Origin of the sequence: Thalassospira lucentensis, assembly GCF_050516545.1 — a bacterium.
Lineage (GTDB): Bacteria > Pseudomonadota > Alphaproteobacteria > Rhodospirillales > Thalassospiraceae > Thalassospira > Thalassospira lucentensis_C.
Map to the genome: position 1 here is coordinate 957,658 of NZ_CP191544.1, position 22,157 is coordinate 979,814.

General features: G+C 53.1%; 19 protein-coding genes and 1 other RNA gene. 6 read left to right on the top strand and 14 right to left on the bottom strand.

Annotation, left to right across the window (positions count from 1 at the left end):
- Window positions 1-2 precede the first annotated feature (2 nt).
- Both ACQ0MK_RS04400 and ACQ0MK_RS04405 read left to right on the top strand, forming a co-directional pair.
- Window positions 3-1,676 (top strand): TIGR01244 family sulfur transferase, encoded by a 1,674-nt coding sequence (locus ACQ0MK_RS04400; protein ID WP_430474992.1) that lies wholly within the window; start codon window positions 3-5, stop codon window positions 1,674-1,676.
- Between the two features lie 60 nt (window positions 1,677-1,736).
- Window positions 1,737-3,515, top strand: coding sequence for a SulP family inorganic anion transporter (locus ACQ0MK_RS04405; RefSeq protein WP_430474993.1), 1,779 nt, complete (start codon window positions 1,737-1,739; stop codon window positions 3,513-3,515).
- Window positions 3,516-3,581: 66 nt separating this feature from the next.
- Here ACQ0MK_RS04405 and ACQ0MK_RS04410 read toward each other — a convergent pair whose 3' ends face one another.
- From ACQ0MK_RS04410 to tkt, 13 genes are all read right to left on the bottom strand, one after another.
- Window positions 3,582-4,757, bottom strand: a complete 1,176-nt coding sequence (locus ACQ0MK_RS04410; protein ID WP_430474994.1) for a benzoate/H(+) symporter BenE family transporter — start codon at window positions 4,755-4,757, stop codon at window positions 3,582-3,584.
- Window positions 4,758-4,917: 160 nt separating this feature from the next.
- Window positions 4,918-5,874 carry a hypothetical protein gene (locus ACQ0MK_RS04415; RefSeq protein ID WP_430474995.1) on the bottom strand — a complete coding sequence of 319 codons (957 nt, stop codon included), beginning with the start codon at window positions 5,872-5,874 and terminating at the stop codon, window positions 4,918-4,920.
- 161 nt (window positions 5,875-6,035) lie between these two features.
- Window positions 6,036-6,611, bottom strand: coding sequence for a hypothetical protein (locus ACQ0MK_RS04420; RefSeq protein ID WP_430474996.1), 576 nt, complete (start codon window positions 6,609-6,611; stop codon window positions 6,036-6,038).
- A 157-nt stretch (window positions 6,612-6,768) separates the two neighbouring features.
- Entirely contained in the window at window positions 6,769-7,932 is a 1,164-nt protein-coding gene (locus ACQ0MK_RS04425) for a peptidoglycan -binding protein (RefSeq protein ID WP_350043836.1), read from the bottom strand.
- Between the two features lie 4 nt (window positions 7,933-7,936).
- On the bottom strand, window positions 7,937-9,121 hold the full coding sequence (locus ACQ0MK_RS04430; RefSeq protein ID WP_350047065.1) for a flagellar motor protein MotA: 1,185 nt from the start codon (window positions 9,119-9,121) through the stop codon (window positions 7,937-7,939).
- Between the two features lie 12 nt (window positions 9,122-9,133).
- The gene (locus ACQ0MK_RS04435) at window positions 9,134-10,378 is read right to left on the bottom strand and encodes an OmpA family protein (protein ID WP_430474997.1); all 1,245 of its coding nucleotides are present in this window, start codon (window positions 10,376-10,378) and stop codon (window positions 9,134-9,136) included.
- Between the two features lie 266 nt (window positions 10,379-10,644).
- The gene (locus tag ACQ0MK_RS04440) at window positions 10,645-11,454 is read right to left on the bottom strand and encodes an inositol monophosphatase family protein (protein ID WP_350043833.1); all 810 of its coding nucleotides are present in this window, start codon (window positions 11,452-11,454) and stop codon (window positions 10,645-10,647) included.
- Between the two features lie 57 nt (window positions 11,455-11,511).
- Window positions 11,512-12,078, bottom strand: a complete 567-nt coding sequence (gene efp, locus ACQ0MK_RS04445) for an elongation factor P (protein WP_350043832.1) — start codon at window positions 12,076-12,078, stop codon at window positions 11,512-11,514.
- A gap of 205 nt (window positions 12,079-12,283) precedes the next feature.
- Window positions 12,284-12,925, bottom strand: a complete 642-nt coding sequence (thiE, locus tag ACQ0MK_RS04450; protein WP_350043831.1) for a thiamine phosphate synthase — start codon at window positions 12,923-12,925, stop codon at window positions 12,284-12,286.
- Between the two features lie 85 nt (window positions 12,926-13,010).
- Window positions 13,011-13,463, bottom strand: coding sequence for a hypothetical protein (locus ACQ0MK_RS04455; protein ID WP_430474998.1), 453 nt, complete (start codon window positions 13,461-13,463; stop codon window positions 13,011-13,013).
- 25 nt (window positions 13,464-13,488) lie between these two features.
- A complete protein-coding gene (locus tag ACQ0MK_RS04460) occupies window positions 13,489-14,211 on the bottom strand; it encodes a spermidine synthase (protein ID WP_430474999.1) in 723 nt (240 codons plus the stop codon).
- Window positions 14,212-14,336: 125 nt separating this feature from the next.
- Window positions 14,337-15,344: a type I glyceraldehyde-3-phosphate dehydrogenase gene (gene gap / locus ACQ0MK_RS04465; RefSeq protein ID WP_350043828.1), complete on the bottom strand. Its 1,008-nt coding sequence runs from the start codon at window positions 15,342-15,344 to the stop codon at window positions 14,337-14,339.
- A gap of 112 nt (window positions 15,345-15,456) precedes the next feature.
- A complete protein-coding gene (tkt, locus tag ACQ0MK_RS04470) occupies window positions 15,457-17,439 on the bottom strand; it encodes a transketolase (protein WP_430475000.1) in 1,983 nt (660 codons plus the stop codon).
- A gap of 410 nt (window positions 17,440-17,849) precedes the next feature.
- Between tkt and ACQ0MK_RS04475 the strand changes: the two genes are divergently transcribed.
- The 4 genes from ACQ0MK_RS04475 to ACQ0MK_RS04490 all read left to right on the top strand — a co-directional run bounded on the left by ACQ0MK_RS04475 (window position 17,850) and on the right by ACQ0MK_RS04490 (window position 19,752).
- Complete coding sequence (locus ACQ0MK_RS04475) at window positions 17,850-18,116, top strand: hypothetical protein (protein WP_350043826.1); 267 nt, start codon at window positions 17,850-17,852, stop codon at window positions 18,114-18,116.
- A 3-nt stretch (window positions 18,117-18,119) separates the two neighbouring features.
- Window positions 18,120-18,458 carry a cell division protein ZapA gene (locus tag ACQ0MK_RS04480; protein WP_430475001.1) on the top strand — a complete coding sequence of 113 codons (339 nt, stop codon included), beginning with the start codon at window positions 18,120-18,122 and terminating at the stop codon, window positions 18,456-18,458.
- A gap of 171 nt (window positions 18,459-18,629) precedes the next feature.
- Window positions 18,630-18,790, top strand: a non-coding RNA gene (gene ssrS / locus ACQ0MK_RS04485) — 6S RNA.
- Window positions 18,791-18,936: 146 nt separating this feature from the next.
- On the top strand, window positions 18,937-19,752 hold the full coding sequence (locus tag ACQ0MK_RS04490; protein ID WP_430475002.1) for a TIGR00282 family metallophosphoesterase: 816 nt from the start codon (window positions 18,937-18,939) through the stop codon (window positions 19,750-19,752).
- An 81-nt stretch (window positions 19,753-19,833) separates the two neighbouring features.
- Here ACQ0MK_RS04490 and ACQ0MK_RS04495 read toward each other — a convergent pair whose 3' ends face one another.
- Window positions 19,834-22,056, bottom strand: coding sequence for a methyl-accepting chemotaxis protein (locus tag ACQ0MK_RS04495; protein WP_430475003.1), 2,223 nt, complete (start codon window positions 22,054-22,056; stop codon window positions 19,834-19,836).
- Window positions 22,057-22,157 lie beyond the last annotated feature (101 nt).

The window sequence follows — 22,157 nt, forward strand, 5'->3', positions numbered from 1 at the left end:
CCATGGAAGCGAAAAAAATCAGCGAAGGTCTGTCCGTCAGTCCGCAAATCGTTGCAGATGACATCACGGAAATTGCCAAGCTTGGTTTCCGATCAATCATCTGTAACCGTCCAGACGGCGAGGGTGCAGATCAGCCAACCTTTGATGAAATTGCCAAGGCCGCAAAAAAAGCAGGACTTCAAGCACGTTACATTCCGATTGTCGCGGGCAAAGTCAGCGATGGTGATGCCGATGATTTTGGTCAGGCTCTTGATGAATTGCCCAAGCCGGTCTTTGCTTATTGCCGCACCGGAACCCGGTCGGCCACCTTGTGGTCGCTTAGTCAGGCGAAACGTCTGGACGCCAGTGAGATTCTACGTGCGACCAAAGATGCCGGCTATGATATGGGCGGGGTTGTGCGCCGGATTGTGAATGGTGGCAAAACCCCGACTGATAATGGCGATGCGCGTTTTGATGTGGTCATCGTTGGTGGTGGGGCTGCTGGTATTTCGGTTGCTTCTAGCCTTCAGGCACGCCGTTCGGGTTTGGAAATTGCCGTCATTGATCCTGCGGATATTCACTATTACCAACCTGGTTGGACAATGGTTGGTGGCGGTGTTTTTGACGCCAGCACAACTGCCCAGACTATGGGGTCTTTGATCCCCAAGGGTGTGCATTGGATTAAGGCTGCGGTTGCGGCGTTTGAACCCAAAGATGACGCCATTGTTCTTGATGGCTGTCGGGTGGTTAAATATGACCGGCTGATCGTCTGTCCGGGCTTAAAGCTTGATTGGCATGGCGTTGAAGGTTTGGTTGATACCCTTGGTCGTAACGGGGTGACGTCGAACTATCGTTATGATCTTGCCCCTTACACGTGGGAACTTGTGTCTTCCATGCGTGAAGGGGAAGCTGTTTTTACCCAGCCGCCAATGCCGATTAAATGTGCGGGCGCACCGCAAAAGGCGCTCTATCTTTCGGGGGACCATTGGTATCGCAAGGGTGTTTTGGACAACATCAATATCGGTTTCTATAACGCCGGTGGTGTTCTGTTCGGGGTTAAGGATTATGTCCCGGCACTCGAAAAATACATTGATCGTTATCATGCTGATTTGAACTTCTTCCACAATCTGGTTGAGATTGATGGCGTTGCCAAAAAGGCATGGTTTGATGTGGTTAAACCGGGCGAAGAAACAAAACGGATCGAAAAATCATTCGACATGATCCATGTTTGTCCGCCGCAAGTTGCCCCTGACTTTATCCGCGTTTCCCCATTGGCTGATGCTGCAGGCTGGGTTGATGTTGATCAGGCAACGCTGCGTCACAAAACCTTTGCCAATATCTGGTCGCTTGGTGATGTGATGAACGCACCAAATGCCAAAACAGCGGCGGCAGCGCGTAAACAGGCCCCGGTCGTTGCCGAAAATGTCGTTGCCGATATTGATGGAAAATCACCGGTTGCGCAGTATGACGGATATGGTTCCTGCCCCTTGACGGTCGAACGTGGCCGGATCGTTTTGGCCGAATTTGGCTATGGCGGGGCTTTGCGTCCGTCCTTCCCGAAATGGCTGATTGATGGAACCCACCCATCCCGTCTGGCATGGCTGCTTAAGGAAAAGATCCTTCCGCCGATCTATTGGAAAGCGATGCTGCGTGGCAAGGAATGGATGGCAAAACCTGAAAAGGTTTCTGTCAAATAGCAATGGCTTGTCAGGGGGAGATTCTTGCCCCTGACCAACTCTGATCGAAGAGATCAATTCATGCAATTGAAGTCGGTTTTAAAATACATACCGGTCCTTGATTGGGGACGCAGTTACGATCGAACGGCGTTTGGCAATGACATGGTTGCTGCCATTATCGTGACGATCATGCTGATCCCGCAATCGCTGGCTTATGCGCTTTTGGCTGGATTGCCTCCAGAGGCCGGTTTGTATGCCTCTATCGTTCCAATCATCCTGTATGCGATTTTTGGCACAAGCCGGGCATTGGCTGTTGGGCCGGTGGCGGTGGTGTCGCTTATGACGGCGGCTGCTATTGGCAATATCGCCGAGGCCGGAACAATCGGCTACGCGGTTGCTGCCCTGACATTGGCGGCTTTGTCTGGGGCAATCCTTTTGGTGATGGGGGTGTTTAAACTTGGCTTTTTGGCCAATTTCCTGTCGCATCCGGTGATTGCCGGTTTTATCACCGCGTCTGGCATTCTGATTGCTGCCAGTCAGCTTAAGCACATTCTTGGTGTGGATGCCGGTGGGCACAACCTTTGGGAAATCGTCAGCTCCCTGATTGTGCATTTGCCTGAAACCAATCTGACCACTTTGTTGATCGGTGGTTTGGCGACGGCATTTCTGTTTTGGGTCCGCAAGGGGCTGAAACCTGCTTTGCGGGGATTGGGTGTTGGACCGCGTCTTGCCGACGTCATCACCAAGGCCGGTCCGGTTGCTGCTGTTATCGTGACAACGGTCGCCGTATGGTTTTTCCAACTTGCGAATGGCGGGGTTAAGATCGTTGGCGATGTGCCACAAAGCCTGCCGCCATTGACCATGCCGGACTTTTCGATTGGCTTGATGTCGGATTTATTGGTTCCGGCGATCCTGATTTCAGTGATCGGGTTTGTTGAATCAATCTCGGTTGCCCAAACACTTGCCGCCAAACGGCGTCAGCGGATCAACCCGGATCAGGAATTGATCGGGCTTGGGGCGGCAAATATTGGTGCCGCATTTACCGGGGGGTATCCAGTTACAGGTGGATTTGCCAGATCAGTTGTGAATTTTGATGCCGGTGCACAAACCCCGGCAGCAGGTGCCTTTACCGCAGTTGGTCTTGCGATTGCAGCCATTGCACTGACCCCGCTTGTTTACTTTCTGCCAAAGGCAACGCTTGCTGCAACCATTATTGTTGCCGTGTTGTCCTTGGTTGATTTCAGTATACTGAAAACCAGTTGGCGTTATTCAAAGGCGGACTTTGTTGCGGTTTCGGCAACGGTTCTTTTGACCCTTGGTTTTGGGGTCGAAATCGGTGTGACTTCGGGCGTTATATTGTCGATCGGGCTGTTCTTATACAGAACATCACGCCCGCATATCGCCGAAGTCGGTCTTGTGCCGAGCACGCAGCATTTTCGCAATATCAATCGTCATAGTGTTCTTACCGACCCGACGGTTCTGACCATCAGAATTGATGAAAGCCTGTATTTCGCAAATGCCCGTTTTCTTGAGGACTTCCTGCTTGATCGGGTGGTTGGCGACAAAAAGCTCAAACACGTCATATTGATGTGTTCGGCCATCAATGAAATTGATCTAAGTGCGTTGGAATCACTAGAAGCAATCAACCATCGACTAGATGAAATGGGGATTGCCCTTCACCTTTCCGAGGTCAAAGGCCCGGTGATGGACCGATTGAAATGTGCGCATTTCCTTGAAGAACTGACAGGGAAGGTTTTCTTGTCGCAGTACGAGGCCGTAACAGCACTTTCAAAGGAACCAACGGTGTCGATCCTTAAGCCAGAAACGCCAGAGCCCGATAAAACGGCGCAAAACGGCTAACGATTATTGGCTATCAGCAAACAAGAAGCCCGGTGCATCATGTGTCGGGCTTCTTTGTTTTAATGCCTATCGGTTTCGAAGATGGGTAAGCAGATAAATCAATCCACCTGCCAGCAATCCCCAAAAGGCCCCTGAAATTCCATAGAAAGTCAGGCCAGCAGCGGTGACGATAAAGGTCACGGCTGCCGCTTCGCGGGCGTCTTCTTGCTTGAATGCGGCAACGGCTGATCCGGCAAAGGCCCCGATCAGGGCAAGACCGGCAACGGCTTCAATCAGAATGCCCGGCGCAAGGCTGACAAACGCGGTCACAAGCCCGGCCAAAAGCCCAAATACGACATAGAAAATCCCGCCAGAAACCGCTGCCCAATAACGTTTGGCAGGATCGGGATGGGCATCCTTTCCCGCACAAAGGGCGGCTGTGATGGCAGCAAGGTTTACCGCATGCCCACCAAACGGCGCGGACAGCAATGAAAAGATGCCTGTAACGGTAAAAAGCGGACCGGGGGGCGTGTTATAATCATTGGCCCGCAAAACGGCCGTGCCGGGAATGTTTTGCGATGCCATGGTGACGATGAACAAGGGCAGGGCAATGCCGACCAAGCCAGCCAGTGTGAATTCCGGCATGACGAATTCAACAGGTGGTGCGATTGAACTGCCTAAATCCGCCAGCGCATTTTCCGGGAAGTCGACACCAAAGATCATCACGGCAATAAAGGCCAGCAATGCAGCCGGAACTGCAAGCAATCGGTTAAACCGCCCAACCACAAGCCACGCAATCGCAATCGGCAGGCCAAGCATAGGATCAAAGGCAATGGCCTTGACCGGCGCCAGACACAGGCCAAGCAGAACACCCGCCAACATGGCATTGGCAAGTGGGGCAGGGATGCCCGCAACCGCGCGCCCCAAGGGGCGCCAAACGCCACTGATAATGATTAAAACGGCACAAACGATAAAGGCACCAACCGCAACGGCGAAGCCACCGTCAATGGCCCCTGACGTGGCAAGCAATGCGGCACCGGGGGTTGACCATGCAATACTGATCGGAAGACGGGTTTTAAGCGATAGGACAATTGCGCATAACCCCATGGAGATCGACAGGGCCATAAGACCAGATGCCGCCTGTTCTGGCGTTGCACCAACCGCACTTAACCCTTGTAAGACAACGGCAAACGAACTGGCCGATCCGACAAAGCCTGCCAACAGGCCCATGAAAATACTTTGGGGGGAAATATCACGCAGCATGGGGGCTCCGGCGTATCGAGATTTTGCGAAAAATGATCTGGGTGGCGATATCTCCGACCCTACCCGGAAGTCTTTGTTCTCACCAGAAAAAATCAAAGCCCCGCAGGTGATAGCCTGCGGGGCATAGCATTTGCCAAATTCTGGTTTTGGGACGCAAAGATCAGGATTGAAGTTTGAACGACACAGGACGTTTCTTGCTATCTGATCCGCTTGCGATGAAGGGTTGTGTTTCGCGGTTGGTCCAGATGCCATCGGCACTTGATCCGTCATCGCAATTAAGCTTCCACGTTCCGGTAAGATCGGACATGCTTGATGTCACAGCCGTCCCGACACAATCGGCTTTGGTTTCCGGGATCGTGAAGGAAAACTCGATCTGTGCAGCACCCTTTTTCCGAACATCACCTGACAGGCTTTCGGAAACGCCATCCCAGCTTCCTGTTAAGATGCTGAGTTCTTCTGTTATGCCTGTGCGGGCGGATGCGGGTTCGTTCAGCGTGCCAATTTCGGCGTATGTGACTGCAAGTTTTGCTTCTTCCTCATCCGTCATCAAATCAATGCCCTGCATGATTTCTTCGACGGATGCGGCAAATTGACTACATCCGGCAAAGCTGACAACCGCATCGGACGCGCCGCGATCATTATCATAAGGTGACAGGCCTTTGAAACGTTTGGCAAAAAGCCCGGCTGAACATTTCCCGTTCGATGCGATCCATCCTTTAACACGCGGGGAAACCTGATCAATTTGGACAAAGTTCAAATCTGCAATTTGGTAAGCGTTGGCAAGCCGTTTAAACTGTTCGACTTCAAGCATACGGGCCTCGGTACGCGTCGAAAACCAAGCTGTATTGATGTACTGGATGGCAAAGAAATATCTCTCATCTTCCCATTTTACATCCTCATTCCAGCCTTGCCCGTTATCGCGTTCTTCTGATTCGGTTACATATTCACGCGATGGTTTGAGAAATTTAAACGTGTTGAAACGGCTTTCTTGGGGTTGAAAGCTTCCCCGGCTTTCGAGGCTGATCGAACGACCACCGGCATCGGTCGTGCCCTGACCGGTGACGCATCCAGCAAGCGACAAAGTCAGTCCAATTGTTGATAATGCTTTGATAAACATGTCCCACCTTGTTCGGTTCTTTGTTTTCACAAAGTGATTATGTTTCTTGTGGTCGGGAAATTCTACCTTAAATGGTGCAGGAAAATGCAAAAACAGCCCCATTTTCCGGGGGCTGTTTTTGCAAATTGTTGATTGATGAAAGATGTGGATCGGGCAGGGCGTTAAAGCATGTCGCCCTTGGTATGGGAGTTCGCCACTTTGTGGGTGCCGATCAACTGGGCCTGATGCCGGGTAAGAACATTTTTTGCGCGGTCTTCGGATGTTGCGTCAGGGGTTTGCACCCAAAGAAGCAAGCCGCCCTGATCGAGTTCGGTTTGTAATTCACTGGAATATCGTTTGCCAATGATCGCGGCAATCACACCACCTGCTGCGGCACCAACGCCACCCGCACCGATGATTGCAGAAATGGTAAGGGCGATCGGACCGCCCGCCGCAATCACAGCACCGGCGGCACCAAAAGCCGCGGCATACATGGGCGCACCAACAAGGGCACCTTCGGCATTGCCGATCGGTGTCGGTGTCGTATAGGCCAATGGCGGCATGTTAGGATCGTTTTCGATGTCCTCAGCCTTGCTGTAGATATGGCCAAGTTTGTCTTCAATCGTGCTTTCGGTCGTAAGCAGGCTAAGCTCGGTCTGCTTGAAACCAGAATTGCCAAGGTCTTCTGCTGCCTTTTGCAAAGCAGAGAGATCGTGAAATACGCCGACTGTTTCGCAACGGGTTCTTAGGATCGTCATCGAGGCCTCCTTTTGCTGAAAGGCTCCTTCCCCTCCAACGTGCCGGGGGGTGATTGGTTCCTAATTCTTCCTGACGGGTTCCCAAGTGGTTGCGGTGGGGCCAAAACGAAAACGGCACCCATATTGGGTGCCGTTAAGAAATCTATGGCAGGGTGCCCTACCGTTCGGTGATCTTGAATTCGATACGCCGGTTGCGACGATAGGCGATTTCGTCGTCGCGGTTATCAAGCGGTTGGTATTCACCAAACCCTGCGGCAACCAGACGATTTGGCGGAACGCCGCGGTCGATCAGGAATTTAACCACCGAAATCGCGCGCGCGGCTGAAAGTTCCCAGTTTGACGCGAATTTTAGGTTGCGGATTGGCACCTTGTCGGTATGCCCGTCGACCCGCATCACCCAATCAATATCATCTGGGATTTCAGCCGAAATGGTTTTGAGCGTATCGCCAAGCTTGGCCAATTGTTCCTGACCACCTTCGCCAAGATCGGCTGAGCCGGATCCAAACAGAACTTCGGACTGGAAAACAAAGCGATCCCCGACAACCCGGATATCCTGACGATCACCAAGAACTTCGCGCAGGCGACCAAAGAATTCCGAACGATAGCGCTGCAACTCGGCAACCTTGGTGGCAAGGGCGGCATTCAGGCGGTTGCCAAGATTGACGATCTGGGCAGCTTGATCTTCGTTTTCACGCTCGGACGTTTCAAGCGCGGCCTCAATACGGGCAAGCTGCTGACGCAAGGCAAGCATCTGCTGATTAAGTGCTGCGACCTGTGCCTGTGCTTCTGCACTCAGGTTTTTCTGATCTTCCAATTCTGCCGCACGCGATGCCAAAAGGGCGGATAGCTCCGCAATGCGGGTGTCCTGATCGGCAATTTTGTCTTCGCTGTTATCGCGCAGTTCGGAAAGCTCGGCTTCCTTGTTTTCAAGGGAGGCAAGGGCAGCAAGAAGCTTTTTCTCGATATCGTCGGCAGACAATTGCGCATCGGCAAGCTGGGTCGCGAGGGCGGCTGCACGCGCTTTAAGGTCATCGCGCTGATCACTGGTATTGGAAAGCTCGGTGGTTAACTGGGTCAGTTCCAGTTCCATCCGTTGATTGTTCCCGCGTTCCAGTGACAGAAGGCTGGTCAGTTCATTTACCTGTGCGGTTAAATCACTTAAGGCCTCGTCACGGCCCGAAAGGGCAGCGCCCAGATAGACCTGTGCAATGACAAAGATCATCAGAAGAAAGATGATCACCATCAAAAGCGTTGCCAGCGCATCAACAAAGCCCGGCCATGTATTTACATCGCGATTGCGACGGCGCGAAAGCCCGATCATGCGATCAGCCCTCCTCGGCGATGGCGGCGATGGTACGGGCTAGAAGTTTGATTTCGCTTCTGATTTCCTGTGTGGATTGCTGGCGTCCGCTGGTAAGCTCTTCGCCAATACGTCCAAGCTGGTTATCAAGCGAACGGATATGCGCACGGGTGTTATCATCAATCCCGAAGCTGCCCATTTTCATGGAATCCGCCAGCTGATCAAGAACCGGCTTAAGGTGCATCTGGTTTTCGGCCAGTTTCACCATCAATTGTTGTTCGGCCTTCATCTGATCGGTCAGGGTGGACAGCTTATCGGCCAGATCAATCAGCGTATTGTGTGATTTAATCTGTGAACTTTCAGATCGCTGGATCGAGTTTTGCAACCCTTCCATATTATCGGCCATCTGTTCAATCAGGGCCGAAAGATAAGCCGGAACCGACTGTTCCCCGTCGCCAACCGCGCTGCCCGAACCCAGACGGGTAAAGCTTGAAAGCCATTCTTCAAGGTCGTTAAAGAACCGGTTTTGCGCCTGACCGGCCTGCATATCGAGCAAACCAAGGGCAAGCGACCCGGCAAGACCAAACAGCGAGGATGAAAACGCAGTTCCCATGCCACCAAGCGGTTCGGCAAGACCGGTTTTAAGTTCCGAGAACCAAAGGTCCATGTTCGATCCGCTGCCGACATTGACGTTGCTGATGACACCGGCGACCGAATTGACGGTCTGTAAAAGTCCCCAGAACGTACCAAGCAGGCCAAGAAACACCAGAAGCCCAACGACATAGCGCGACAATTCGCGGCTTTCATCAAGGCGCGACCGAATGGAGTCAAGGATGGTTCGGGTCGACATGGTCGAAAGTTGCGGACGGTCGCGGCGCTGTTCGGCCATCATGCTGGCCATCGGCGCCAGAAGTTTCGGCGGAACCTGTGATGTCAGGCCAGGGCGCGACCGGCGGAAATCTTCGATCCAGGTGACTTCCGGCGACAGGCTTGCCGCCATGCGGAAGGTGTAAATAACCCCAACGACAAAAACGCCAAGGATCAAACCGTTTAGAACAGCATTGGCCATAAAGGCGCCCGATAGGGTCGGGAACAGCAGGGCGCCAACCCCAAAGATAATCACGACGAACACGGCCATCCGTGTCAGATAACTTCCGGGTTTGGTAATAGGCAGGTGTGTGCCTGCGCCATTTGCCGAATGACTGCTCATGACGGATAAATCCTAGCGTTGAACGGTTTTGATATCGACGCGATCTGCCGGGCCGGACGGAACATTCGCGCCCAAGGCACGAACATCAATGCGCGTAGAACGCACACCCTGATCGATCAGATAGGAACGGACCTGAAGCGCACGCGACAAGGACAGACGACGCGCCTTGGAAGCATTGGCACCATCACCTTGGGCATAGGCCTGAAGCTGAATGCGAAGGCTGTCATCTTTGTTCATGGCCGAAATGACCTGATTAAGCTCGCTCTTTGCCGCATTGCTCAGCTCAAAGCTGTCGGCTGCGAAACCAAGGCTGTATTCATCTGCCCCCAGTGAAGGCATCGGTTCCGGTGCGGTTGCCGCAGGCGGGATGGAGGCTTCTTCAGCAGTTGGTGCAACTGGTTCCGGGGCCGGTGCGGCCTTTGGTTCCGGTGCGGCTTCTGCCATTGATGGTGCGGATTGTGTTGTATCGGGTGCCGGTGTTGGTGCAGGTGCCACTTCATTGGCATTGGCAATCGGTTCAACGATCGGTGCGGCAGGGGCCGCAGGCGCTTTGCTTTCTTCGGACATCAGCGGCGGTGCCTTCGGCGGCTCGACCATTTCAGCCGTTTCTGCTGCCGGGGCCGGTGCTGCAACCGGTTCCGGTGCGGCTTCGGCCATCACAGGTGCGGGTGCCGGGGCAGGTTCTGGTTTGCTCAGCGGTGTCGGCGCATTTGCCGAACTGCTGGTGCTTGCACTGCTGGCCGCGACCGCAGGGGCCACTGGTTTGTTGCGGGGGGCAGATGCCGGTTCGGGCTGACGAAGGGCAATGGTCTGGTTTGCACCATCATCCATTGCAACTGCGGCCTCGTAACCACCGCTTGGCGCACCGGACACGCCATAAAATTCTGATTGGGTCGGGAAGGTGCTGCCGCCACTTGCCCCATCAATGACAACGGTTTCAAAATCACCTTCATATCCGCCCAATGTGCTTGCATCGGCGAATTGGTCATTGGCAAGGAAAGTTGATCGCGGCTTTACTTCGGGGAAGATCAAATCTCCGCCGGGCATCACGATGTGATCGCGCGAAACGTTTGAAGAAAGATATTGCGGAACAGTCGGTTGTCCGCCGACACCGTCTGCGACGTCCCAGTTCACCTGAACGCTATTGTCAACTGAAACGGGGGAGTATTGTTGTGCAGACGCATCACTGCCAAAGACCGCAGTGGTTCCCAGTGCCGCTGTCATCGCAAGCACCGAAATCTTGGAATACCCCTTCATCAAATCGCAGGCCCCTTAATACCCTGTGTTTGAAATCGCTTTTACAACGTTTTTCTATTTCACACAGTTTTGTGTCGATCGTTAGGCACTCGCATATTTATCGAATGCCCCCCCTGTAGTCTGCGTGTCCGCTCTCGGGCAACGCAGTACCATGCACCATAGCTTAGAGACAGATAATGGACAACCGCTTTGACCGATAAAGCAAAAGGGGCGCTTCGGTAAATTCCGAAGCGCCCCTTTCAAAAAACGGTAACAAAAGCGGGATGTTAGTCCGTGACTGCTTTCTTTAGCGTTTTCGCAAGTACTGGCTGGATGTAGTCGTTGGCTGCAACGACGCTGCCGGTACCAAGCATGTTGGTGCCGCCTTTGGCATCGCGGACATAACCGCCTGCTTCGGCAACAATCACAAGACCTGCTGCAATGTCCCACGCATTGAGGTGAGATTCCCAATAACCGTCATAACGGCCCGCTGCGACATAGGCCATATCAAGTGCGGCTGCACCCATACGACGAACGCCTGCACAACGGTCCATGACCGAATGGAGCTGCTTTTCGAAAACAGCATGATCACCATGGGCAAGGTGTGGAACGCCACAGGCCAGAACACATTCGTTCAGACGGCGACGGCCCGAAACACGCAGGCGACGGTTGTCAAGAAACGCGCCAACGCCTTTTTCTGCCCAGAAGCATTCATCCTTGGCAACGTCATAGATCATGCCAGCAATGATTTCGTCACCCTTTTGCAGGGCAACGGAAATGGCAAAATGCGGAATGCCGTGCAGGAAGTTGGTGGTGCCATCAAGCGGGTCAATGATCCAGCGATGTTCCGGATCGGTCCCCTTGATCTCGCCGCCTTCTTCCATAAGGAAGCCATACCCTGGACGGGCACGCTCAAGCTCTTCACGCAGGCGTTTTTCGGCACGATGATCCGCCGCAGATACGAAATCTGCCGGGCCTTTCATCGAAACCTGAAGGTTTTCGACTTCACCGAAGTCGCGTTTCAGTCCATAGGCTGCCTTTTCGACAGCCTTGTACATGACGTTGATATTTGCAGAACGACGGGCGGCGCCTCGCACGGCATATCTCCCGGTGTTTGAATTAAAAAAAACGAGAACCTGAAGGCAGAAATGCCTTTAGTCCTTGGCACGCTCAAGATAGGTGCCTTCAACAGTATTCACGACGATGCGCGTACCCGATTCAATATGCGGGGGCACCATCACACGAACACCGTTCTCAAGAACAGCAGGTTTGAAAGAAGAAGACTGGGTCTGACCTTTGACCACAGCGTCGGCTTCAACAATGCGGAAGACAACATGCTCGGGCAGGGTCACGGCAAGTGGCTCATCTTCAAAGGATTCGATGGTTACAACCATATTGTCCTGAAGATAAACTGCTGGCTCGCCGACCAGTTCGGCATTGACTGTGATCTGCTCGTACGTTTCGCTGTCCATGAAGGTGATCATGTCACCATCGGCGAACAGGTAGGTGTATTCTTTCTGCTCAAGACGAATCTTTTCGACGGTTTCCGATGCACGGAAACGCTCGTTCAGCTTGGTGCCGTTACGAATGTCTTTAAGTTCAACCTGATTAAAAGCACCGCCTTTACCCGGCTTGACAGCCTGGCATTTTACCGCACGCCACAGGGCACCTTTATGTTCGATAAGGTTACCCGGACGGATTTCGTTGCCGTTGATTTTCATGGCACCAACCGTTCTTTCAGATCACAGATTCACAATGCAATAAGGGGCACTTGCCCCATTTAAGGAGCGTTAAGTACCAGTTTGCCTGTTTTGCTGCAAGCAGATTGATCAGGGATATCGCGCATAACACCCCGTCATTCGCGCATGGCTTCGGGCAAATATCTGTGCGGTCAAATGTTTTGCCGGATGATCCAGCCGATATTGATCAGATTTCGGTCGCAGCAATCGCCGCCTTGATCGCCCGCGCGCCAGCGTTAGGACCATCCGGATGGTTCCAGACACTACCGGTCACCGCGATGAAATCGGCACCTGCCAGCACAATCGGAGCAAGGTTTTCGGCCGTAATCCCGCCAATCGCAACGCAAGGAACCGTTGTGAATGTTGTCCAGATTTCAAGAATTTCCGGGGTGACGCTGGTTTTGGCTTCTTTGGTCTGGGTGGGATAAAATGCGCCAAAGGCGACGTAATCCGCACCTTTTTCGCCAAGGATCATAGCCCGGTGGCGGCTGTCATAGCACGATACACCGACAATATGTTCATCGCCCATGATGGCGCGGGCATCGTCATAGCTGGCATCGTCTTCGCCGACATGAACACCGTCGCAGCCGGATTTTTTGGCAAGGTCAGGGCGGTCATTCAGGATAAGCGGAATATCGCGATCACTGCACAGCGGCAGGATGGCATCAATCGCCTTGCGGATTTCATCGTCGCTGACGTCTTTAAGGCGCAACTGCAGGCAGTCGACCGCACCTGTATCAAGAACGGACTTAAGCTGTTCGCTAAAAGAAGCGAGTTCGATTTTTGGCGGGGTCAGAAGATAAAGACCTGCAAGTTCGTCAGCGTTCACAATGATAATTCCTGATGATTTCCTGTCCGTTATGTACCCTTTGCCACAGCATTTGGCAATTGCCGAGCATCATGACGGTCGGCAGCTAGGCTTTGCCCAAGCTTGCCAGGTGGATTTGCAGGCGGCGATCCAATTCGGTGTCCGGCAGCATATGATCTGCCATCTCAAAGATTTCAGCCAAGGCCGAAAGGTCGTCGTAAATAACGCAACCGGATTGGCGGCCAAGGTCTGACAGGCGATCTTTCTGATCGTGGTGTGTCGGGGGCAGGGGATCAATGATCACGCCATCAATCCCGATTTCGATGGCGGCCAATGCGCCAGATAATCTTCCCCGGCAATCAAGAATGGTGCGAAACGCTACAGTTGGGAATTCAGCCCGTACCAGTTTGACCAGATCGCCAAACCATTGCGCCCCGTGGGTCAGGGCGGCATTTTCAGGGGATAGCAGGATAAAGGGCCGTTTTGCCATAACACGGCAGGCCGATCTGGCACCTTTGATGCCATGAATGCGAATGATCTGATCGGAAAGGTCTGTCATGGCAAAGCCTAAGCCCGAGCCTGCTTTAAGAATGGGTGCGCGCGACATAAACCGTGTTGATGTCTTCACGGTCAATCAATGGATGCTTAAAGGTAATAACGTCCGCCCGGATGGTGTCAAACGCACTTGCCAGATTTTCTTCAAACCATGGTTCGGGCATTTCGGTCGACCACAGGGCAAAAATCCCACCCGGCACAAGATGGCTTGCCAGTTTTGCAAGGCCATCCTTGGTGTAAAGGCGCTTGTGATCTTCGTGCAAAACATTGCCCGGCGAATGATCAACATCGAGCAAGATCGCGTCATGTTTCTTATCGGGCGCGCCGGGGTTCATGCCCGGCACGTCGGAAAGCGACGCACCAAAGAAATCCCCATGCACAAGCGCACAGCGCGGATCATTTGAAAGTTGCTCGCCAAGCGGCAGTAACCCTTGTTGATGCCATTCAATGACTTCTGGCAGGGTATCAAGCACGGTCAGTTTGCCGGTCTTGGGATTATCAAGGGCGGCTTTGGCGGTATAGCCTAGGCCCAGGCCGCCAACGACAACATCAAGGTTTTCACGGTCAAGTTCCGCCAGTCCCAGATCGGCAAGGGCAATCTCGGCATCGGTAAACAGGCTCGACATCAGATATTCTTCATCCAGCTTGATCTCGTAAACATCGATATCAAGGCTAAGCTCACGCCGGCGGCGCAGGCTCAGAACACCCATCGGGGTTGGCCGGTAATCAAGTTCCTTGAACAAAAGGCTCACGGCCGGGCTCCTGTGTGTCTGGATTAGAATTGTCGAATGAAACAGTGACCGATTGGTCCGGAAAAGAAAAGTGCCCGAAGCAGGAATACTTCGGGCACTTCGCAAAGGTTTGGATCAGCCGAAGCTTAGAGGAACTTCGCCATGGCAACGGCGGTGTCGCTCATACGGTTCGAGAAGCCCCATTCGTTATCATACCAAGACAGGATACGAACGAAGTTGCCGCCGATAACCTGAGTCTGGGTGACATCAAAGGTCGAGCTGTTCGGGTTGTGATTGAAATCAATCGAAACCAGCGGCTCGTCGCAAACGCCAAGAACGCCTTTAAGCGGGCCGTTCGCGGCTTCTTTGATCGCAGCATTGATTTCATCAACTGTGGTGTCACGACCGGCAACAAAGGTCAGATCGATCATCGAGACATTCGGGGTCGGAACACGAACCGAAGTACCGTCAAGCTTGCCATTCAGTTCCGGCAGAACAAGACCAACAGCCTTGGCTGCACCGGTCGAGGTCGGGATCATCGAAAGCGATGCCGAACGCGCACGGCGCATGTCTTTATGCAGGCTGTCCACGGTGTTCTGATCGCCGGTAAAGGCGTGAACGGTGGTCATGAAGCCCTTGGTGATGCCAACGGTCTTGTTCAGAACGTCTGCAACAGGTGCAAGGCAGTTCGTGGTGCAAGATGCGTTCGAAACGATCACATCAGATGCGCTCAGCGTGTCGCTGTTAACACCGTAAACAACGGTTTTGATATCACCCTTTGCCGGGGCGGAAATCAGAACGCGTTTGGCACCTGCGGTCAGGTGTTTGCCTGCACCGGCTTCGTCAAGGAAGATACCGGTACATTCAAATGCGATGTCAACATTCAGGGCTGCCCACGGCAGGTTCGCCGGGTCACGCTCGGAGCAAACTTTGATCGCTTTGCCGTCAATGACCAGATCGTCGCCTTCGGCTTTGACGTCATTGGCAAGAACGCCATGAACGGAATCATATTTGAGAAGATGTGCGTTGGTGTTGACGTCACCCAAATCGTTGATGGCAACAACTTCAACGTCGGTACGACCGCTTTCAACGATAGAACGCAGAACCAGACGGCCGATACGGCCAAAACCATTAATCGCTACGCGAATAGCCATTCATCCCTCCAAAATTATACTGATTGCTACCTGGGGAGTACCAATCACGGCTTAGGGTTCAAACCCATAGAAAAAAGGCCGGATCGGCATGTTACCGATCCGGCCCTGTAAATTAAACCAGTTCCTTGGCTGCTTTAACCAGCGCCTGGGCAGTGATGCCGAAATGCTCGTAAAGAACCGGGGCAGGCGCCGAGGCACCAAAACCATGCATGCCGATAACCTTGCCGTTATCGCCAACGTATTTTTCCCAACCGAAGACCGAAAGTGCTTCGATGGCAACGCGCGGAACACTGCCCAGAACTTCTTTGCGATATTCTGGTGACTGGGCGTCAAACAATTCCCAGCTTGGCAGCGAAACGACAGCAGCATTGATGCCATCAGCTTTCAGCTTGGCCTGCGCGTCAACAGCGATTTCGACTTCGGAACCCGTCGCGATCAGGGTGACCTGACGATCACCATCACAATCGGAAATCACATAACCGCCGCGTGCGACAAGGTTGTCTTCGCGGTATTCGGTACGAAGGGTCGGCAGGTTCTGACGGGTCAGGGCCAGAACGGTCGGACCGCTTTCATTGGTGATTGCCATTGCCCATGCTTCGGCGGTTTCAACCGCATCGGCCGGGCGAACCACGGTAACGTTCGGCATGGCGCGAAGTGCTGCGACATGTTCGACCGGCTGGTGGGTCGGGCCATCTTCGCCAAGACCGATCGAATCGTGGGTCATAACGTAAACAACGCGCTGGTTCATCAAAGCAGACAAACGGATCGCCGGGCGGCAGTAATCGGTAAAGACCAGGAAGGTGCCGCCATATGGCAGAACGCCGCCATGCAGGGCCAAACCGTTCATGGCTGCTGCCATGCCGTGTTCACGGATACCGTAATAGATATATGCACCTTCATAGCCGCCATCAGCGGTGATGGGTGCCTGAACGCCGGTCTTGGTGTTGTTCGAGCCGGTCAGATCGGCAGAACCACCGATCATTTCCGGGATCGCTTTGGTCAGAACTTCAAGAACGTTCTGCGAAGATTTCCGGGTTGCGACTTTCGGCAGCTCAGCAGTGATCTGCTTTTTATAGTCGTTGAAAACTTCAATCCAGTTTTCCGGAAGTTTGCCTTCAACGCGGCGTTCGAACTCGTCTTTCAGACCAGCTTCAAGACCATCAAACCGTGCGCCCCAAGCTTTGAAGTCGTCGGCACCACGTGCGCCAACGGCATTCCATGCGTCCTGAACGTCAGCGGGGATATCGAACGGCTCGGAAGTCCAGCCAAGCTTTTTACGGGCACCGGCAAGTTCTTCGGCCCCAAGCGGGGAACCGTGCGTTGCCGACGTGCCACCTTTGGTCGGTGCGCCAAAACCGATCTCGGTTTTGCATGCAATCATCGACGGGGTGTTGGTGGTTTTTGCTTTGGCAATTGCGGCTTCAATCGCGACCGGATCGTGACCGTCAATTTCCTGAACGTCCCAACCAGCTGCTTCAAAGCGTTTGGTGTGATCTTCAGAAGTCGAGAGCGAGGTCGGGCCATCAATCGAAATGCCGTTATCGTCAAACAGAACGATCAGTTTCGACAGTTTCATGTGGCCAGCCATCGAAATGGCTTCCTGCGAGATGCCTTCCATCAGGCAACCGTCACCGGCAATCACATAGGTAAAGTGATCAACAACGTCATTGCCGTAACGGGCATTCATGATGCGTTCGCCAAGGGCGAAGCCGACCGAGGTCGCAATACCCTGACCGAGCGGGCCAGTGGTGGTTTCGATGCCAGCGCCGTGACCATATTCCGGGTGACCAGCCGTGCGGTAGCCCATCTGACGGAAATTCTTGATCTGATCAAGATCGAAATCGTCATATCCCGTCAGGTGCAGAAGCGAATAAAGAAGCATCGAACCGTGACCTGCGGACAGGATGAAACGGTCGCGGTCCGGCCAGTTCGGGTGCTTCGGATCGAATTTCAAGAATTTGCTGTAAAGAACAGTCGCGACGTCTGCCATGCCCATCGGCATGCCCGGATGTCCGGAATTGGCTTTTTCGACTGCGTCGGCCGAAAGGAAGCGGATGGCATTGGCCATGCGGTTGTGTTCTGTTTGCGTCGTCATTTGATGCGGTTCCTGGGGGTTTCGCGGTCGGGCGATGAAAACACTTTTTTCATATTAACGGAATTCGCGCGGAAGATGCCCTTATGGCGGCCTTACGTCAACCGCTTCTGTCGAAAAACTGCGCCTTTTACTTTAAATCCGGCTAACGGATCTATCCAATGTAAGTGACTTTTGCGGGGCGTGTTGACGCTGCCTTGTTTGAGGTTCTATGTTTTCATAGCGTTAAAGGACTTCTTCGACGCAGTGGCTTTTGGGTAAATCAGGGCAAAACTGTTGTTGATTAGAATGCCCAATGTTAAATCGGCCATTATCATGCCATCATCCATCGGCTTGATGGCCAGTCAGGTGATTCGTCACAGACCAGAATGTTTGTGATCCTCGGATAAACAGCTAAAATCGGGTAGTGATCTATGTCGCGGCTGCAACAAGCAAGTGAACGACTAAAAGCAGCATTGGATCGTTTGGAAACGGTCGCGGAGTCGGCAATCGAACAGAAAAGCCAGTCTCATGTTTCTGATATGGAAGAAGTCGACGCCCTGCGTGGGCAGCTTTCTGCGATACGTGCCGACTATGATCGTTTGACCAAAACCACCGAAACCGTTTCGGCCCGCCTTGATGGTGCGGTCGATCAGCTGAAGTTCGTTCTTGCCGAAGAACCCGCAAAGGAACAGGCATAATCCATGGCACAGGTTTCCATTCGCATTAATGGCCGCAGTTACGACATCGCATGTGATGACGGTCAGGAAGAACGCATTCATGCGCTTGCGAGCTATGTCGATGAACGGGTTAGGGAAATCTCCGATTCTGTCGGTCAGATTGGCGAGCAACGCCTTCTGGTTATGACCAGTCTTTTGATCGCCGATGAACTCAGCAATGCCCATGAACAGCTTGCAACGGATCAAAAAACAACGGCTGAACCGGGTAGTCTTTCTGCTGTCGAAAGCGATGCATTGGCCGGAAATATTGAAAGCATGGCCGCACGGATCGAAACCATCGCCGGTAAACTTGCCAAGGATTAAGTGTCGGCGCGGCGAGTTCGGGTCTCTCATCACCGTTTTCATTGGCGCATAGCAGATGTCTATTGCGCCTTGATCCATGCAATCTACTTGAAATTACCGCAATCGAGGACTAAGTTCCGGTCGCTGACAGTTTGCGATGTGCCGTTCGCGGCAATCAAGAACCCAGCACCAAGGGAGCTGCCCTGTTCGTCAGGTTCGCTAATTCCCGGGGCCGATGCTCATTTCTCTAGGGAGCTGTCCCTGTCGAGGCCGTGGTCTCGTTATACGGCGCCCACCTGCACTCGCAGGTCACGAGGAATTACCATATGACCAACGGCAATGGTGGCTCCCGCTTATTCTCTGTCAGAACGATTGGTTCTGGCGCTTCTTGACCACATCCCCTTTTCTTATGCGTAATGCAATTTGCGGTGCGTCCTTGAACAGGGTGCGCTCATAAAAGCATGCCTGCATTCAGGTGTGTAAAAACACAGGAATGAATATGCGTTTACTCCATCTTGGCGACGTTCTGGGTCAAACCGGTCGCACGGCTGCACTTGATGCATTGCCAATGCTCCGCGATCGTTTGTCTGTTGATATCGCAGTGGTGAATGTTGAAAACGCAGCCCACGGATTTGGCGTCACCGCCAAAATCTGTCAGGAATTCTATAAGGCGGGTGCGGATGTGCTGACCACGGGCAACCATGTCTGGGATCAACGCGAAATCATTGCCTATATCGACGAGGATGAAAAACTCCTTCGTCCCTGGAACTTCCCCGATGGCACGCCGGGCAAGGGCGACTATGTGTTTAAAACCAGGTCGGGCAAAAAGGTCTGTGTGATCAACATGATGGGCCGCTTGTTTATGGACCCGTTATCATGCCCGTTCCAAGGTGCTGATAAACTGTTCTCCAAGCATAAGCTTGGCAAGAATGTTGATGCGATCATCCTTGATTTCCATGCTGAAACCACGTCCGAGAAAATGGCATTTGGCCATCATTGTGACGGCCGCGCTTCGCTTGTTCTGGGCACCCACACCCACGTTCCAACCGCTGATGCCCAAATTCTTCCCAATGGTACGGGCTATCAGACTGATGTTGGCATGTGCGGTGATTTTGATTCTGTCATTGGTATGAAAAAAGAAAACTCGGTCCGTAAATTCCTGACCAAAATGCCGGCAGGGCGGTTTGAACCGGCGGATGGTCCGGCAACGGTGTGCGGTGTCTTTGTTGAAACCGATGATAAAACCGGTTTGGCAAAACGGATTAAATCGGTCCGTATCGGCGGACGTCTTAAAGGCAGCTGGCCAAGCGCATAAGTCTCGTCGATCCGTACTTGAATATAAGAAGGCCCGCCAAACGAATGGCGGGCCTTCTTTGTTGTGATCAAAGTGAGCGTATCAGGCCGCGCGGTCACGGGCCTGTTGGCGAAGGTCATCAAGAATGGTCGAAATACGGTTACGCATTTCACTGACTTTCTCAGATGCGGTCTGCGAGGTTGTCAAAACTTCACCGGACAATTGACCGGTTCGGCCCGTTTCATTCGCGACTTCCGTGATCGATGCCGAAACCGCACGGGTACGATCGGCAGCACCACGGACGTTACGGGTGATTTCATCGGTTGCCGCACCTTGTTCCTCAACCGCAGCCGAGATGGTGGTGGCAATTTCATTGAGGTTATCAATGATTGATCCGATTTCACCAATTGCGGTTACAGACTCACCAGTTGCCTTCTGAATACCGGAAATTTGGCCCGAGATTTCCTCGGTCGCTTTTTCGGTCTGGTTGGCAAGGTTTTTGACCTCGGCGGCAACAACAGCAAAGCCTTTGCCAGCATCGCCGGCACGGGCGGCCTCAATCGTTGCGTTCAGGGCCAAAAGGTTGGTTTGTTCAGCAATATCCGTGATCAGGGCGATCACTTCGCCAATGCGGCTGGCCGATTGTGACAGGCTGACAACCAGTTCATTGGTGTGCTGTGCGCGCTGTGCGGCGTCGTTCGAGATCCGCGTGCTTTCGGCCATCTGACGATTGATTTCAGAATTGGATGCCGAAAGCTGTTCGGTCGCAGCCGCCACTGTTTCAACATTGCCGGTTGCTTCATGGGCAGACGTCGCAACATCTTCGCTTTGGTTTGAGACCAAGGCCGCACTTTCGGTCATCTGACCCGAAACGCCCTGAAGCTGTTCGCCAAGGGCGGCGATTTCGTTCACAGCGGTTTCGACTTCACCTTGAAGCGTGTCGGCAAGACCCAGAAGTTCATCGCGCAGGGCTTCATTGCGTTCACGGTTCAGGCGTTCTTCTTCGGCCTGCATGTCACGGACTTTGGTGGCATTTGCCTTAAACACGTCAACCGCACGGCCCATGGCGGCGATTTCATCACGCCCCTTGGACGGGACGTCAACGTCAAGGTCGCCTTCGGCCAAGGACACCATGGTTTTCTGCAAACCGGCCAGACGGCGCAACAGATTACCACGGACATAAACAACATAGATCAAAAGTGGAATGAAAATAGCTGCCGCACCAACGCCATACATGGCATAGGTGCTTTGGGTGTTCAGCGTGTTGGCAGCCCCGGCAGAACGATCAACATCGGTTTGCAAGGCTTCGACAAGCGCATCAACACCACTTTCCATGGCCGTCGCGTAACCGGCACTTTCTGCAACGATAGCCGCCTGTGCTTTGATCAATTCAAGTTCGGCCATACGCTGGGTCGGGATGCTTTTGTTACCAACTGCCAGAACTTTGATGTCATTAATCAGGTCGGTATAGAAGGCCTTCAGTTTCTTGTTCTCAAGCCCTTCGATCAAGGTTTCGATCTGCCCGATTGTGCCTCTGATTTGCACGCTTGTGATTTTCAAACGGGCATCATCAGTACTGGATGCGGCCGACAGCACCGTGTTGACCAAGTCACTGCCAAGTTTGGTAAGCTCAAGAATGGGCGCACGGCTTGCAATCGTGTCATCAAGACTGATCAGAAGATCCTTGCTCTGTGCCAATTGATCATTGGTGAGATACGCACCGGCCTTACGAAGTTCATCCACCTGCGCACCAATGCTGGCAAGCTGGTTTTCCGACATCGAGGTCAGCGGTTTAAGCATCGATGAAAAACGACCGTCGAGCTGTTGGAACTGACCAAGACTTGCTGCGAGTTCATTTGCAGCTTCAAAGCGTTTGATGGTGATGTCATGCAGGGCTTCAAGATTGTCCGCAAGGTTTTTGCCGCTGGTTTCGATATGCGACAGCGATGCGGGTGGAAGCCCCGAATGCGCAAGGTCTTCAAGCTTCTCGCGCAGGCTGTCAAGCAACATATCAAGCTCGATCTTTACAACCTGTTCTTCTTCAAGTGTGGTGGCGGCAATCATCCGCGGCGCAGATGCAACGACCTTTACACTGTCGGTCGAAAGCTGTTGTGCTGTGAACATTGGTGGCAATTGTTCATAGGCAATTTTATCAAGCTGACTGCCGAATTTGGTAAATGAGAAAACCGAAGCCGATGCAGCAAGAATGGCAATCAAGCCGACAAGAAAAAACGCACCAGCAAGTTTTTCGCGCACCCCAAGTCCCGATTTATGTGTCGTGTTGGACGGCGACGCGGGGGTGCCGCGTTTTGATGTAAGTCCCATAGTTCATGATACCCCATAGACGAAGAAGTTGCGCGTCAGCAAAGCACTGCGGTGACGCACATTTACGGGTCTCTCAGATGTGACTTCCCAGGATGTGACAC